The sequence below is a fragment of the Kitasatospora sp. NBC_01246 genome, from assembly GCF_036226505.1.
Taxonomy (GTDB): Bacteria; Actinomycetota; Actinomycetes; order Streptomycetales; family Streptomycetaceae; genus Kitasatospora.
In genome coordinates, this window is record NZ_CP108484.1 from 3,617,407 (window position 1) to 3,632,083 (window position 14,677).

The 14,677-nt window shown below is 76.6% G+C and carries 9 protein-coding genes; 3 read left to right on the top strand and 6 right to left on the bottom strand.

The features are described from left to right. Positions 1–3: 3 nt before the first annotated feature. Complete coding sequence (locus tag OG618_RS15770) at positions 4–1,641, bottom strand: cell division protein PerM (protein WP_329488042.1); 1,638 nt, start codon at positions 1,639–1,641, stop codon at positions 4–6. Between the two features lie 135 nt (positions 1,642–1,776). Here OG618_RS15770 and OG618_RS15775 point away from each other — a divergent pair, with 135 nt between their 5' ends. Further along, on the top strand, positions 1,777–3,846 hold the full coding sequence (locus OG618_RS15775; RefSeq protein ID WP_329488043.1) for a LuxR C-terminal-related transcriptional regulator: 2,070 nt from the start codon (positions 1,777–1,779) through the stop codon (positions 3,844–3,846). Positions 3,847–4,081: 235 nt separating this feature from the next. Here OG618_RS15775 and sucD read toward each other — a convergent pair whose 3' ends face one another. The 5 genes from sucD to OG618_RS15800 form a co-directional block, all read right to left on the bottom strand. Continuing rightward, on the bottom strand, positions 4,082–4,966 hold the full coding sequence (gene sucD, locus OG618_RS15780) for a succinate--CoA ligase subunit alpha (RefSeq protein ID WP_329488045.1): 885 nt from the start codon (positions 4,964–4,966) through the stop codon (positions 4,082–4,084). 18 nt (positions 4,967–4,984) lie between these two features. Beyond that, complete coding sequence (gene sucC, locus OG618_RS15785; RefSeq protein WP_329488047.1) at positions 4,985–6,157, bottom strand: ADP-forming succinate--CoA ligase subunit beta; 1,173 nt, start codon at positions 6,155–6,157, stop codon at positions 4,985–4,987. Between the two features lie 337 nt (positions 6,158–6,494). Beyond that, a complete protein-coding gene (locus OG618_RS15790) occupies positions 6,495–7,685 on the bottom strand; it encodes a VWA domain-containing protein (protein WP_329488048.1) in 1,191 nt (396 codons plus the stop codon). Positions 7,686–7,762: 77 nt separating this feature from the next. Then, positions 7,763–10,075: a DUF5682 family protein gene (locus tag OG618_RS15795; protein ID WP_329488050.1), complete on the bottom strand. Its 2,313-nt coding sequence runs from the start codon at positions 10,073–10,075 to the stop codon at positions 7,763–7,765. Between the two features lie 117 nt (positions 10,076–10,192). Further along, positions 10,193–11,275 carry an ATP-binding protein gene (locus tag OG618_RS15800; RefSeq protein WP_329488051.1) on the bottom strand — a complete coding sequence of 361 codons (1,083 nt, stop codon included), beginning with the start codon at positions 11,273–11,275 and terminating at the stop codon, positions 10,193–10,195. A 178-nt stretch (positions 11,276–11,453) separates the two neighbouring features. On the opposite strand from OG618_RS15800, the gene OG618_RS15805 reads away from it, so the two are divergent. Together OG618_RS15805 and OG618_RS15810 are read left to right on the top strand one after the other, a co-directional pair. Next, positions 11,454–12,776 (top strand): SWIM zinc finger family protein, encoded by a 1,323-nt coding sequence (locus OG618_RS15805; protein ID WP_329488052.1) that lies wholly within the window; start codon positions 11,454–11,456, stop codon positions 12,774–12,776. 110 nt (positions 12,777–12,886) lie between these two features. Further along, positions 12,887–14,563, top strand: coding sequence for a DUF5691 domain-containing protein (locus OG618_RS15810; protein WP_329488053.1), 1,677 nt, complete (start codon positions 12,887–12,889; stop codon positions 14,561–14,563). Positions 14,564–14,677: the final 114 nt, after the last annotated feature.

The window sequence follows — 14,677 nt, forward strand, 5'->3', positions numbered from 1 at the left end:
CCGTCAGTCCAGCTCGTCCAGGCCGGTCGCGTCCTCCGCGGCCGCCTCCGCGCCGTCGGCCGACCGACCCAGCCGCAGCACCACGGCGTACGCGCGGGCGCGCAGCCACAGCACGCCCCGGCGCGCGCGGCCGGCGATCGCGCCGCTCCCGGGGGCGCCGACGGCCCCGGGCACGCCGACGGCCCCGGGCACGCCGACGGCCCCGGGCACGCCGACGGTTCCGGGGACGCCGACAGTCCCGCCCCGGGGCAGGCCGACCGCGTCGGTATCGAGTCCGGTGTCCGCACCGGCCGCCGCCGTGGTGGCCGACGCCCGGGCCGCGACCCGGGCCCGGGTCAGCAGGGCGCCCGGGACGGCCACCGCGGCGATCCAGCCCGCCGCCGCCAGCCCCGTCCGCCACGGCACCGGGCCCAGCTCCGCCATCCGGCCGCCGGCCAGCGCCCCGCCGGAGAGCCAGCCGAGCACCGCGGCGGCCGCACCGGTCAGCAGGGCCACCGCCAGCACGGCGACGGCCGTCCCCGTCGGCCGCCACGCACCGGGCCGGGCCGGCGCCGGCTCCTCCCGCTGCCGGATGGTCCGGTCCGCGCCGCCCGGGTACCGGGCCCCGGCCGCCGCACGGCCGATCAGTACGGCCGGGACCACCCCGGCCAGGGCCGGCAGCAGGCAGACCAGCTGCCGCCAACCGCCCGCGCCGGGCTCCGCCAGCAGGGCGAACAGCGGGAAGTCCGGCACCGGCCCCCGCACCGTGCCGGACGGCGCCACCACCGTCCCCGCACCCGCCGCGAACCCCGGGCCCAGCGCGTAGGCCGTCCCCCAGAGCACCGCGTTCGGCAGCAGTGCCACGCTGAGCAGCAGCAGTCCGGCGACCGCGGCCGGGCCCTGCGCGAGCGCCACCGTGCCGTGGCCGCCCCCGGTCACCGCGTCCAGCAGCGCCGCCACCGCGACCACCGCCGCACCCGCCGCCACCAGCCCCGCACCGGCGGCCAGCGCCGCCGACCGGATCGCCGCCGCGCCCCCGTCCAGGCGGGCCCAGGTGGGCAGCCCGTCCAGCGCCCGCCGCCGGAGCACCCCCCAGGGCGCCGTCCAGGAGGTCGGCCAGGACGCCGGTCCGGACCTCGGCGAGGGCGCCCCGGTCCCCCGGGCGCCGGCGGCCGTCGCGACGGCCGCCACCAGCGCCACCACCAGGACGTCCGGCAGCACCCGCGCGCGGAACAGGCCCGCGCCCGAACACTGCGCGACCACCACCACGGCGACGGCGCAGTAGCCGGACCACACCGCCAACGGACCGCTCCAGCGCGGCCGCAGCCGGCGCCGGGCCGCCGCCCGGGCACCCGCGCGGTGGAGCTGGCCCACCGCCAGCAGGCCGAGCAGCAGCGGAGCCACGGTCAGCGGGGCGTCCAGGGCGCCGCGGAGCACCGGCGCACCGTGCCCGAGCAGCCAGAGCGCCCCGGCCAGCCGGACGGCGCCGGCCGCGCCGTCGTCCGCGTACGGGGTCACCACCCAGAGCCCGAGGACCGGGACGGCGACCACCGCCAGGCCGAGCAGCGCCGTCCGCACCCCGGTGAGCACGTCGGCCAGGACGGGTCTGGCGCCCAGCTCGCCCGGCACTTCCAGGATCGGACGGCCCATCAGCTGCGTCATGCGCCTCATGGTGCCAAGGCGACTCGCCATGCTCCGTGAAGAGGCAAACCACCGTCGTGTCCCAGATTATTGGCTTATGCGCATTTTCAGACCCTGCCCTCATGCCGACGCCCCCGCTCCGGCCCGGAGCGTCTGATGACCACGCCGCCGACCGCCGAGCGCCCGGCCGACGCCGCCGCCGCCAACCACCCCGCCCGGACCGCCGGATCCGCCGACCCCCCGGCACCCCAGGGACGCCTCGGGAAGGGACGCCCCGGAAAGGGCCGGACCGAACGGGGCCGGGGGGCGCAGGCCGCCGCAGGTGCTGCGGGTGTCGCCGGTGCCGCGGGTGCCGCCGGGCCCGGCCGGGCCACCGGGGCGAACGGGCCGGCCGGAGACCAGAGCGAGGCGCTCCGGCTGCTGCGGCAGTTGACGCCGCGTGAAGCCCAGGCCCTCGCCCACCTCGCGGCGGGCCGGGACCTCGCCCAGTCGGCGGCGGCGCTCGGCGTCACCCCGGCCACCGCGCGCAGCTACCAGCACCGGGCCATGCGCAAGCTCGGCACGCGGACCCACGGCGAGATCGTCGCCTTCGCCGCACTGCTGAGCCCCGCTCAGGGCGCCTCCGGCGGTCCGGCGGGCCCGCCGGACACGCCGGGGTCCGACACCCCGGTGGAGCAACCGGCCGGGCGGGAACGGCGCGGGCACGCCAAGGCCCGGCCGGCCGGCCCGGGCGACGCCGCCTCCCACGGAGCCCCGCGCCCCGGGGAGGAGGCCCCCACGCCGCGACCCGCCGCAGACTCGACCCCCACGCACCCCGGGCCACCCCGGCCGAACGGCGGCAAGGCCGGTGCCGCGCACACCCCCGCCGCCTCCGGGACGCCCCGCACCGACGACGGCACACCCGGCGCCCCGGCCACCGGCGCGGTGAACACCCCCGCCGCCGCCGGGACACCCCGCACCGACGGCCGCACCGCCCCCCGGAGCGGACCGGCGTCAGGCGCGCCGCCGCGGCCGAACGGCGGCAGGCCGGCCGGCACCGCCGCGAAGCCGCCCGCCCGGACGGACCCCGCCGACGGCCCCGCACCCGCCGGGTCCCCTCGCACCGACGGCGGGAGCGCCCCCGAGCCGAACGACCACGGGCCCGCCACCGCCGCGCTGGCCGCCGCGAACGCGGCAGGTGCGACCTCGGAGCACCTGGACGCCGTACCCGTGCCGTCCTTCGAGGAGCTGTACGAGGCCGCCCACACCCGCCTGGTCCAACAGGTCTTCCTGCTCACCTCCTGCAAGCACCGCGCCGTGCACTGCGTGCGGCTGGCCTTCGGCGAGGCGCGCCGGCACTGGGACGAGGTGGCGGCCGGGGCCGATCCGGAGGGCTGGGTGCGGGCGCGGGCCTGTGAGGCGGCGCTCTCGCCGTGGCACCGGGGCGGTCCGCGGCGGACGCACGTCTGGCGGCTGCCGCACCGGCGGATCAAGGTCCGCCCGGCCGACGAGTCGCAGGCCGTACTGCCGGACCACGACCGGCTCACCGACCGGGACCGCGCACTGCTCAAGGCGCTCAAGCGGCTCTCCCGCCCGCAGCGCCGGGCGCTGGTGCTGCACGACGGCCTGGGCCTGCCCGCCGCCGCCGTGGCCGTCGAGGTGGAGTCGACCGTGGCGGCCGCCGAGGGCCGAGTGTGGGCCGCCCGGACGGCGTTGGCGGAGTGGGTACCGGACCTGGTCGGGCCCGATCCGGCCGCCGAGGGTTTCGCCGACGGGCTCGCCGGACTGCTGCACCGGGCCGCCGTCCGCGGCTGCCCGGAGCCGCAGCGGCCTCCGGTGCCGGTGCTGCGCGCCCGGCACCGACTGGCGAACGCCACCCGGACCGGGGCGGCGGTGCTGATCACGGTGGCGGTCGGCGGCGCGGCGGCGGCGACCCTGGCCGGCAGCGGCCCGGGGTCGCTGTTCCACCGGGCCCCCGAACCGCCGAAGCAGGCGGTCTGCGGCGCGGTCAACGGCTCCGCCGTGCCGCTCGTCCCGGACGGTCCGCCGACGGGCATCCGCAGCCTCTGGTGCAGTCCGACGCCCGGGGTCGAGCCGGTCGTGGCGGACCCGCCGCCGCCCCGGGCGCCGCTGTGGGAGCTGCCGGCCGCCGCGCGCGCCGCGGCGGCCCTGCCCCCGCCCGGCTCGGCGGGCGGGCCGGCGGCCTGCACCCGCTGGTCGCTCCTCCCCTGCCCGGCGGACCGCTGAGCGGCCCGCCGGCGGAGTCCCCGGCGTCCGACCCGGGCCAGGTCGGACGCCGGGGCGACGGGGCGACGGGGCGACGGGGCGACGGGGCGACGGGGCACACCTCACCGGCGACGGCCGGAGCCGCGGCCGGATCGGCGGGCGGTGGGGCCGCCGCTCTCCCGGCCGGAGGCCCCGCCACAACGGCGAGCGCCCCGCCCGGAGATCCGGACGGGGCGCTCGATGCGCGGGGCGAGCGTCAGCCGTTGATCAGCTCACGCGCCAGGCGGGCGGTCTCGGACGGCGTCTTGCCGACCTTGACGCCGGCGGCCTCCAGGGCCTCCTTCTTCGCCTGCGCGGTGCCCGAGGAGCCGGAGACGATGGCGCCGGCGTGGCCCATGGTCTTGCCCTCGGGGGCGGTGAAGCCCGCGACGTAGCCGACGACCGGCTTGGTGACGTGCTCGGCGATGTAGGCCGCGGCACGCTCCTCGGCGTCGCCACCGATCTCACCGATCATGACGATGAGCTCGGTCTCCGGGTCCTCCTGGAAGGCCTTGAGAGCGTCGATGTGGGTGGTCCCGATGACCGGGTCACCGCCGATGCCCACGGCCGAGGAGAAGCCGATGTCCCGCAGCTCGTACATGAGCTGGTAGGTCAGGGTGCCGGACTTCGACACCAGGCCGATCTTGCCGGCCTGGGTGATGTCCGCCGGGATGATGCCGGCGTTGGACTGCCCGGGGCTGATCAGGCCCGGGCAGTTCGGGCCGATGATCCGGGTCTTGTTGCCCTTCGAGCCCGCGTACGCCCAGAAGGCGGCCGAGTCGTGGACCGGGACACCCTCGGTGATGACGACCGCGAGGCCGATCTCGGCGTCGATGGCCTCGACGACGGCGTCCTTGGTGAACTTCGGCGGCACGAAGATGACGGTGACGTCGGCACCGGTCTTCTCGATGGCCTCGGCGACGGAGCCGAAGACGGGCACATCGGTGCCGTCGACGTCGACCGTGGTGCCGGCCTTGCGCGGGTTCACGCCACCGACGATCTGGGTGCCCGAGGCGAGCATGCGGCGGGTGTGCTTCATGCCCTCGGAGCCGGTCATGCCCTGGACGATGACCTTGCTGTCCTTGGTAAGGAAGATAGCCATGGTGTTAAGTCCCCTTCCTTACTTGTTGGCCAGCTCGGCGGCACGGTCGGCGGCGCCGTCCATGGTGTCGACGCGCTGCACCAGCGGGTGGTTGGCGTCGTCGAGGATCTTGCGACCAAGCTCGGCGTTGTTGCCGTCCAGGCGGACGACCAGCGGCTTGGAGACGTTCTCGCCCTTGGACTCCAGCAGGGCCAGGGCCTGCACGATGCCGTTCGCGACGGCGTCGCACGCGGTGATGCCACCGAAGACGTTGACGAAGACCGACTTGACGTCGGGGTCGCCCAGGATGATCTCCAGGCCGTTCGCCATGACCTCGGCGGACGCGCCGCCACCGATGTCGAGGAAGTTGGCGGGCTTGACGCCGCCGTGGCTCTCGCCCGCGTAGGCGACCACGTCGAGGGTGCTCATGACGAGACCCGCGCCGTTGCCGATGATGCCGACCTGGCCGTCGAGCTTGACGTAGTTCAGGCCCTTGGCCTTCGCCGCCGCCTCCAGCGGGTTGGCGGCGGCCTTGTCCTCGAGCGCCTCGTGCTCGGGCTGGCGGAACTCGGCGTTCTCGTCCAGGGAGACCTTGCCGTCGAGCGCGATGATCTTGCCGTCGCCGGACTTGATCAACGGGTTGACCTCGACGAGGAGGGCGTCCTCCTTGATGAAGACGACCCAGAGCTTCTGCAGGACATCGGCGACCTGGTCCGCGATCTCCGCCGGGAACTTCGCGGCGGCGACGATCTCGGCGGCCTTCTCCGGGGTGCAGCCCTCGTTGGCGTCGACCGGGATCTTGGCGAGCGCCTCGGGGTTCTCCTCCGCGACGACCTCGATCTCCACACCGCCCTCCACGCTGGCCATGGCCAGGAAGGTGCGGTTGGTGCGGTCCAGCAGGAAGGAGACGTAGTACTCCTCCTTGATGTCCGCCGTCTGGGCCAGCATCACCTTGTGAACGGTGTGGCCCTTGATGTCCATCCCGAGGATCGCCTCGGCCTTGGCGACGGCGTCCGCCGGGTCGGCGGCGAGCTTCACGCCACCGGCCTTGCCTCGGCCGCCCACCTTCACCTGAGCCTTGACGACGGCGCGGCCGCCGAAGCGCTCCGCGATGGCGGCAGCGTCTGCGGCGGTCTCGATGACATCACCGTCAAGCACGGGAACCCCGTGCTTGGCGAAGAGGTCCCTCGCCTGGTACTCGAACAGGTCCACGTGTTTGTCCTTGTTCGTGGTCGCGGATTGTGTCTCTACGAGCGTGCCACGGCAGGATCTTCGCTGCGGGTCGTCGGGGCGGTGCGGGTACGCAGAGGTACGGCCTTGCGGCCCACACAGCCACGGGCGCACACGTCAATCAACACGCGCGTCACGTCCGTCTGGCAGGTTATCCCCGGACGGCAGGCGTGTTTCGCCCGGGACCGGCCCGGCTTGGGTGAGAACCGTCACAGCCAGGCCCCGACCGGCTGCCGCGCGCCCTGCTCAGCAGGTGCGCAGATCAGCGGTGGGGCCGGGCCCGGGTTCGCTCGTCCGGGTGAACCCGCGCACCCGGTCGCTACCCGCCCTGCGGCGGGACGGGGATCGGCCGCTTCTCGATCGCCGCCGCCATGACGTCCGGGAACGCGTCCGGCGTGCAGGCGAACGCGGGGGCGCCGAGCGTGGCCAGGGCGGCCGCGTGCGCGTGGTCGTACGCGGGCGCCCCTTCGTCGGAGAGCGCGAGCAGCGCGACGAACTGGACGCCGGCCGCCTTCATCGCCGCCACCCGCTTGAGCATCTCGTTCCGGATGCCGCCCTCGTAGAGGTCGCTGATCAGCACCACGACGGTCTCGGACGGGCGGGTGATCCTCGACTGGCAGTAGGCCAGCGCGCGGTTGATGTCGGTGCCGCCGCCGAGCTGGGTCGCGAACAGGACGTCCACCGGGTCGCCGAGCTGCTCGGTGAGGTCGACCACCGAGGTGTCGAAGACCACCAGCCGGGTGTCCAGCGTCCTCATCGAGGCCAGCACCGCGCCGAACACCGCCGAGTGCACCACCGAGGGGGCCATCGAGCCGGACTGGTCGACGCAGAGGATGACGTCCTTCTTCACCGCGCGCTGCGCCCGGGCGTAGCCGACCAGCCGCTCGGGGACGACGGTGCCGTGCTCGGGCAGGTAGTTCTTCAGGTTGGCCCGGATGGTGCGGTCCCAGTCGATGTCGCGGTGGCGCGGGCGGTTCACCCGGGCGCTGCGGTCCAGCGCGCCGCCCAGGGTGGCCCGGGTGCGGTCGGCGAGCCGGCGCTCCAGCTCCGCGACCACCTTGCCGACCACCGCACGGGCGCTCTCCCGGGTGGTCTCGGGCAGCGCGTGCTTCAACGAGAGCAGGGTGGCGACCAGGTGGACGTCGGGCTCGACGGCCTCCAGCATCTCCGGCTCCAGCAGCAGGCGGTCCAGGCCGAGGCGGGTGATGGCGTCCTGCTGCATCAGCTGGACGACGCTGGTGGGGAAGTACTCGCGGATGTCCCCGAGCCACCGGGCCACCTGCGGCGCCGAACCGCCCAGCCCCGCGGTGCGCCGGCCGGACCGCCCGGCCCGGCCTTCCTGCGGCGTGCCCCGGTACAGCGCGGCGAGCGCGCCGTCCATCGCGGCGTCCCGGCCGCGCAGCGCGCTGCCGGTGCCGTCCGCCTCGCCGCCGAGCACCAGCCGCCAGCGGCGCAGCCGCTCCTCGGCGGCGAGGGTGACGGGAGCGGCGGGGGTGGTGGCCTCTGCCATCGGGTGCTCCTTCCGGTCCATCGGGTCAGGTGCGTCGTCGGGTCGGGTGCGTCGGGTCGGGCGCGTCGGGTGCGGGGTCAGGTGTCGCGGCCCTCGGCCTGTCGGGGGATCCGCGGCGGCCCCGCGGGGTGGACGGGGCAGCCGGGCAGGCCGAGCAGCAGGGCGACCACGGGCAGCGCCGCGTCGGCGCGGGCCGGATCCAGCTCGGGGCCCGTGCCCGCCGCCGCCACCGGCTCGGTGCCCAGCGGACCGGCCGCGACCCTGCTGCCGACGGTGGTGCGGACGCCCGCCTCCAGCGCGGAGAAGGTGCGGCGCAGCAGCGGCAGCACATCGGTGAAGACCGCGGCCGGCACCGCCGTCAGCCACCCGTCGAGCAGGCCGAGCAGCCGGGGATCGTGCAGCAGCAGGGCGCCGCCGCCGCTGAGGAAGCCCTCCACCCAGCCGGCCGCGTCCGCCGGGGCGTTGGCCGCCGAGAGGACGAGGCCCATCCGGCGGCCGGCCTCCTCGGAGTCGAGCCGTCCGTCGTCCAGCAGCAGCCGGACGGCGCGCCCGCGCAGCAGGCCGGGCACGCCCGTGGCCGGACCGCCGACCGGTTCGCGGCGAGCGAGCGCCCGCAGCGTCCCGGCCCACCGGTCGACGAGCCCGCTGCCCGGCTCCAGCAGGCCGATCGCGCCGTGCACCTCGTCGAGCCGGCCGCTCACCGCCTCCGCGCCGGCCGCGTCCAGCCCGGTGCAGGCGGGCGGCAGCCCGACGCAGATCCGGTCGGCGAGGCCGGTCGCGACCTCACCGAGCGCACGGTGGTCGGTGCCGCGGACGTCGCCGTAGCGCAGCGCGCGGACCAGCGCCGGCAGCGCCCCGGCCAGCTGGGCGACGTCGGTGTCGAGCGCGGCGCAGTCGGCGAGGATCCGCATCACGGCGGGCAGCGCGTCGGCCAGCCCGGCCAGCAGGCAGGTCTCGACCAGGGCGGTCAGCTCGGCGAGCTCCACCGCGGCCCGCGCCGCGCCGACCGCCCGGCCGGTCGCCGCCTCCTCGACGGTGGTGCCCCACTGGGCGGCCTCGGCGATCCGGACGGCGAACTCGGGCTGCCAGCAGAGCCGCCAGCTCTCCCGGAAGGTGCCCGTCGAGGTGACGGCGGAGCGGCTCGGCACGCCCCAGTCGATGCCGAGCAGCCGCAGCCGGTGCAGCAGCCGGGAGCGGGCCGCGTCGTTCTCCTTGCGCAGGTCCAGGTCCAACTCCCGCGGCTCGACCGCCGGCTTCAGCCGCAGCGAGCGCTGCAGCCGGGTCAGGTCCCGCTGCAACGGCACCGCCGGGGCGCCGTCCGGCACCCCACCGAGGACGTCCCCGGTGACCAGGCGGTCGTGCACCAGCGCCAGCGCGACGTCCGAGCCGTCGCACATCACCGAGCGGACGGCGTCCAGGGTCTCGGTCAGGCCGGCGAGCGGGCGGCCGCGCATCACCGCCAGCGTCCGGGCCAGCCGGACGGCCTCGATCACGTGCGCCGAGGAGACCGGGTGGTCCTCGGCCCGCAGCAGGTCGGCGGCCCTGGTCAACCAGAGCGGCACCGGATCACCCGTGGTGGTGAACAGGTGGTGGTACCAGCCCGGCGAGACGATCCCGGCGCCGTAACCGCTCTGCTGGGAGAGCCGGCGGTGCGTCCACGGCACCCAGGTGATGTCGGTGCGCACCTTCTTCGGCAGGCCGGCCAGCACCGCCCGGTCGTGCGCGACGGTCGGCAGCACGGCCAGCGCCGGGACGTGGAACGCCCCGCAGACCACGGCGATCCGCCGGTGCCCGGCCCGCTTGGCGGCCCGGATCTGCTGGCGCATGTACGCCTCCCGCAGGTCGTCGCGCCGGACGGCCCCGCCGGGCGCGACGTCCTCGCGCAGCGCCGCCATCGCCTCGGCGACCGCGGCGAACGGGGCCAGCGCGTCGGTACCGGGCGAGCGGTGCTCGATCACGTCCTCCCACCAGCGCTCCGGGTCGTCGCTGCCGGCGGCCTCGGCGAGCATCCCGATCGGGTCCGCCGCCCGCTCCGGCTGCTCCCCCTGCTCCGGCTGCTCCCGCTCCTCGGCGAGGCCGTAGGCCGCCGGGAGGTCGATGAAGCGGACCGGTACACCGGCGTCGAGTCCGTACCGGATCGCCACCCACTCCGGGGAGAACTCGGCATAGGGCCAGAAAGCGGCCCTGGCCGGGTCGTCCACGACGTGGGCGAGCAGGGCGACCGGTGGCACCATGTCCTTCTCGGCCGCCAGCCCGACGATCGGATCGGCCTCCGGCGGGCCCTCGATCAGCACCGCGTCCGGCCGCAACTGCTCCAGTGCGGCGGCCACCGCGCGGGCCGAGCCGGGACCGTGGTGCCGTACGCCCAGCAGCGTCACCTCCGCGCTCATCGCGCCCTCCCTCCTCGTGCCTCGAACTGACTCGGACTGAATCGAACTGCTCAGCACTGCTCTGAACTGCCTTGGACCGCCTTGAACTGCCGCGACCCGCCATGAACTGCCATGGCGTCAGCGGGCGTTCTCCCGGGCGGCGCGGTAGAAGTCCTTCCAGCCGTCCCGCTCGCGCAGCACGCCCTCGACGTACTCGCGCCAGACCACCTGGTCCGCCACCGGATCCCGGACGACGGCGCCGAGGATGCCGGCCGTGACGTCGCCGGCCCGCAGCACGCCGTCCCCGAAGTGGGTGGCCAGCGCCAGACCGTTGGTCACCACCGAGATGGCCTCGGCCGTCGACAGCGTGCCGCTCGGCGTCTTCACCTTCGTCCGGCCGTCCACCGTGAGGCCGGCCCGCAGCTCCCGGAAGACCGTCACCACCCGCCTGATCTCCTCGGCTCCACCGGGCAGTGGGGCGAGCTCCAGCGAGCGGCCGAGCTGGTCGACCCGCCGGGTGACGATGTCCACCTCCTCCTCCAGCGAGCCGGGGAGCGGCAGCACCACGGTGTTGAACCGTCGGCGCAGGGCGCTCGACAGCTCGTTGACGCCGCGGTCCCGGTCGTTCGCCGTGGCGATCAGGTTGAACCCGCGCACGGCCTGCGTCTCGCCGCCCAGCTCCGGTATCGGCAGCGTCTTCTCCGACAGGATGGTGATCAGACTGTCCTGGACGTCCGCCGGGATCCGGGTCAGCTCCTCGACCCGGGCGATCTTCCCGTCCGCCATCGCCCGCATCAGCGGCGAGGGCACCAGCGCCGCCCGGCTCGGACCGTTGGTCAGCAGCTGGGCGTAGTTCCAGCCGTACCGGACGGCCTCCTCCGGCGTACCGGCCGTCCCCTGCACCAGCAGGGTCGAATCGCCGCTGATCGCCGCCGCGAGGTGCTCCGACACCCAGGTCTTCGCGGTGCCGGGCACGCCGAGCAGCAGCAGCGCCCGGTCCGTGGCCAGCGTCGTCACGGCGACCTCGACGATCCGCCGCGGGCCGATGTACTTGGGGGTGACCACGGTGCCGTCCGGCAGCTCGCCACCGAGCAGATAGGTGGCGACGGCCCACGGCGAGAGCTTCCAGCGCTCGGGACGCGGGCGGTCGTCCTGCGCGGCCAGCGCGGCCAGTTCCGCCGCGAAGGCGTCCTCCGCGTGCTGCCGCAGAACGTCGGTCATCAGGGGGCTCCTTCGGGTCGGCCGCCGGACACACCGGTGGCGGGCGGCGAGGTGATCGGGGGGAGCCAGGTCGGCGTCCCGGCCTGTGGGAACCACCCTGCACCGGACCACTGACATTCCTGACCGGACCTCAGTTCGACCACCCGGCCTGTCAGTCCCTCCGCCTACCGTCGTCGGCATGGAGGAACGCTGGAGCACCGAACACGTCCTGTCCCTGGCACCCGACGCGAGCTCGCAGAAGGCCGCGGGCAAGCTCTCCTCGCCCGCGCCCTGGTCGGCCACGGGCACCGACGGCGCCGCGCTCTGGGGCGAGTGCAGGGGCAGCGGCCGGACGCCCTACCGCACCGCCGTCGAGCTGGCCACGCCCGCCTACTCGTGCACCTGCCCGAGCCGGAAGTTCCCCTGCAAGCACGCGCTCGGGCTGCTGCTGCTCTGGAGCGGCACCCCCGAGGCCGTCCCGGCCGGCGAGCCTTCCGACTGGGCGTCCGACTGGCTGGCCGAGCGCCGCGACCGCGCCGAGCGGCGGGCGACCGGCGCCACCGCCGCGGCCGACCCGGCCGCCGCCCTCCGCCGGGCCGAGAAGCGCCACGCCCGGGTGGCCGCCGGCGCCGGTGAGCTGCGTCTGCGGCTGGCCGACCGGGTCCGCCACGGCCTCGCGGACCCGTCCGCCGCCGGCCCCTGGGAGGAGGTCGCCGCCCGGATGGTCGACGCCCAGGCCCCCGGCCTCGCCACCCGCGTCCGCGAACTCGACGCCGTCACCGGGCCCGACCTCCTGGAGGAGTACGCCATGCTCCATCTGCTCGCCACCGCCGCCACCCGGATCGACGACCTGCCCGCCCCGCTGGCCGCCACCGTCCGGGCCCGGGTCGGCTACACCACCGACGCCGCCGAGGTACTGGCCGGCCCCACCGTCCGCGACCGCTGGTACGTCCTCGGCAGCCGCACCTCCCCGCTGGACGGCGCAGCGGACGAACGCCTCACCACCCGCCGGCTCTGGCTGCGCGGCGCGAAGACCGGCCGGGCCGCCCTGCTCCTCGCCTTCGGCCGCCCCGGCCGGGCCCCCGACCTCGCCCTCCCCACCGGCCACCTGCTGGAGGCCGAACTCGCCTTCCACCCCGGGGCCCGCCCCCTGCGCGCCGCCCTCGGCACCCGCTACGACGCCCCCGGCCAGGGCCCCGCCGCCCCGCCGCCCGGGCTCACCCCCGCCGAAGCGGTCGCCGCCTACGGCGACGCCGTCGCGGACGATCCCTGGCTCGACGCCTGGCCGGCCGTCCTGACCGGCGTCGTCCCGGTCCTCACCCCCGACGGCTGGCAGCTCACCGACGGCCGGCACACGCTCCCGATCCACCGTGGTGCCACCCCCGAAGCGGCCCTCTGGCGCCTCGCGGCCGTCTCCACCGGCCGCCCCCTCACCGTCTTCGGCGAGCAGGGCCACCACGGTTTCGCCCCGGTCACCGCCTGGGGCGCGGACCACCGCCCGATCGACCTCACCACCGGGTAGGCCCCCGAAGCGGGGACCGGCCCGCGCGGCCCACGGGCCCGCCGCGGGCCCCGGCGCCCCACCCGCCCGAGAGCCTCCGACCAGCACCCACCGACCCGCAGGAGCCCCGCGTGCCGCCCACCGCCCCGACCCCGACCGACCCCTGGGAGTCCCTCCACACCACCGCCCTCCTCGGCACCGACCGCCGCCCCCTGCCGCCCCCGGCCGCCGGTGACTCCGCCGCCCACCTGGCCGTCGACCGCACCGACCCGGCCACCGCCCTGCTCGAACTCGCCGCCCTGGAGACCGTCCGCCGCCGCGCCGGAGCCCGCCCGGCCCCCGCCGGCGAGGCCGTCACCGCCCTGCTTGCCGCCCCCGCCCCCGAGGACCACCGGCCCGAACTGCCCACCCCCGCGGCCCGCCGGCTCACCCTCCTGCTCGGCAGCCGGGGCGCCGGATCTCCCGGCACCCTCGCCAATCTCACCGAACTGCTCCCGCAGTGGCTCGCCACCGCCCGCGCCCGGGGCTTCCGCCCACCCGCCGCCGCCGTACCGGCCCTGCTGGACGCCGCCCGCGGCCGGACCGAGCTGCGCCCCGACGCCGTGGCGCTGGCCGGCCCCCTGGGCCGCTGGCTCGCCGCCCGGAACGCCGACTGGCGCTTCGTCCTCCGCACCACCACGGACGCGCCCGGCGGACCGGACGGACCCGACGGACCGGACGGACCCGACGGAGCGGCGGCCGCCGCTCCCGGGGACCACCACCTCTGGCACGAGGGGCTCTTCGCCGAGCGCGTCACCCATCTGACCGCACTGCGCCGGAGCGACCCGGCCGCCGGCCTCGCCCTGCTGGTGAGCACCTGGCCCACCGAGCGCGCCGAGGACCGGCTGCTCTTCCTGGACGCCCTCCAGGACGGCCTGTCGCTCGCCGACGAGCCCTTCCTCGAAGCCGCGTTGGGCGATCGCAGCAAGAACGTCCGGGCCACCGCCGCCGAGTTGCTCTCCACCCTCCCCGGCTCCACGCTCGCCCACCGGATGGCCGAGCGCGCCCGGGCCGCCGTCCGCCTCTCCGAGCGCGGCACGCACCTGCTCGTCACCCCGCCCACCGAGTGCGACACCGCGATGCAGCGCGACGGCATACCACTCAAGTCGCCCACCGGGCGCGGCGAGCGGGCCTGGTGGTTCGGCGAGGTGATCGCCGCCACGCCGCTCTCGCTGTGGCCGGAGTCCACCGGTCTGACGCCGGGCCGGCTGCTCGGGCTCCGGGTGGGCGACAGCCTCGACGAGAGCGACAGCAGCTGGGCCGACGACCTGCGCGAGGCCTGGGCCAGGGCCGCCGTCCGCCAGCAGGACGCCGACTGGGCACGGGCGTTGCTGGGCCCCGCCCCGGCCCCCGCACCGGGGTCCCGCGGCGGCCGCGCCGCCCGTGCCCCCCGGAGCACCGGAGCCCCCGCCAAGCTGCTCGCCGTCCTCCCGCCCACCGAACGCGCCGTCTGGACGGCCGCGTTCATCGAGGTGCACGGCCTCGGCGAGGCCTTCCAACTGCTCGGGGCCTGCGCGGCTCCGTGGTCCCCGCCGCTGTCCACCGCCGTCGTCGCGGCGCTCGCCCGGGCGGCCGCCTCCGGGGCGTACCCGTGGAGCCACAGCGGGGTGCTCGGCATGACGGAGCGCGCGCTCTCCCCCGCAACGGCCACCGCCGTCGAGGAGTTGGCCGCCGAGGCGGCGCCCGCCGGCGCCTGGGCCGAGACCTTCTCCCGGCTGGCCGGCACCCTGCGCTTCCGGGAGGCGATGCTCGCCGAACTCGGCGCCTGACCGCCCGCGCCGGAACGCGGCCGGGCCGGTACGGGGGTGTCCCGTACCGGCCCGGCCCAGCACTCGGCAGGCGCACCCCACCGGCGCGCACCCCTCGGGCACGCACCCGGCTGG

Coding starts and splice junctions, on each gene's coding strand:
- OG618_RS15775 (WP_329488043.1), top strand. CDS start 1,777: ATGACCACGCCGCCGACCGCCGAGCGCCCGGCCGACGCCGCCGCCGCC.
- OG618_RS15790 (WP_329488048.1), bottom strand. CDS start 7,685: ATGGCAGAGGCCACCACCCCCGCCGCTCCCGTCACCCTCGCCGCCGAG.
- OG618_RS15800 (WP_329488051.1), bottom strand. CDS start 11,275: ATGACCGACGTTCTGCGGCAGCACGCGGAGGACGCCTTCGCGGCGGAA.
- OG618_RS15795 (WP_329488050.1), bottom strand. CDS start 10,075: ATGAGCGCGGAGGTGACGCTGCTGGGCGTACGGCACCACGGTCCCGGC.
- OG618_RS15805 (WP_329488052.1), top strand. CDS start 11,454: ATGGAGGAACGCTGGAGCACCGAACACGTCCTGTCCCTGGCACCCGAC.
- sucD (WP_329488045.1), bottom strand. CDS start 4,966: ATGGCTATCTTCCTTACCAAGGACAGCAAGGTCATCGTCCAGGGCATG.
- OG618_RS15770 (WP_329488042.1), bottom strand. CDS start 1,641: ATGACGCAGCTGATGGGCCGTCCGATCCTGGAAGTGCCGGGCGAGCTG.